Source organism: Metabacillus lacus, from assembly GCF_009674805.1.
In the GTDB taxonomy this organism is placed as follows: Bacteria; Bacillota; Bacilli; order Bacillales; family Bacillaceae; genus Metabacillus_C; species Metabacillus_C lacus.
Map to the genome: position 1 here is coordinate 1 of NZ_WKKI01000128.1, position 410 is coordinate 410.

Annotated in this window: 1 protein-coding gene; it reads left to right on the top strand. The window is 42.4% G+C overall.

Going from position 1 to position 410, the window contains the following annotated elements:
• Window positions 1–410: hypothetical protein (locus GJU40_RS20795; RefSeq protein ID WP_170289474.1), on the top strand; the 410-nt coding region annotated here is incomplete at both ends.

The window sequence follows — 410 nt, forward strand, 5'->3', positions numbered from 1 at the left end:
CTGGTGGAACAAAACGATCACCTATCAAGTGGATCTGTCTAAAATAAGATTACTGACCGTCGGTTTTGCGGGTTTGCCATTATCGGTAAAGGCTCCAACTGTGTCTGCCGCTGAAACAGAAGAGAAAAAAGTTTCTGATAATCCAATTATGAAATCTTTACATAGCTTTAAGGAAATAACAGGATCAGTATGGGATGGAATGAAGACAAGGTCGGAAAAGAGCACAGACTCATGGTATGACTTTGCAGACTACCTCTCTGGGGGTTTAGTGGATGGAACAGTAGATACGTGGAATGGCATGCAGAGCCGATATGTGCAGTTTAAAGAAGAGAAAAGCATGTCTAGCTTCCTCCATTACATTACAATGGGCGCAGATGACATGGTGGTTGGAACTGTAAATCCTAAAGAGC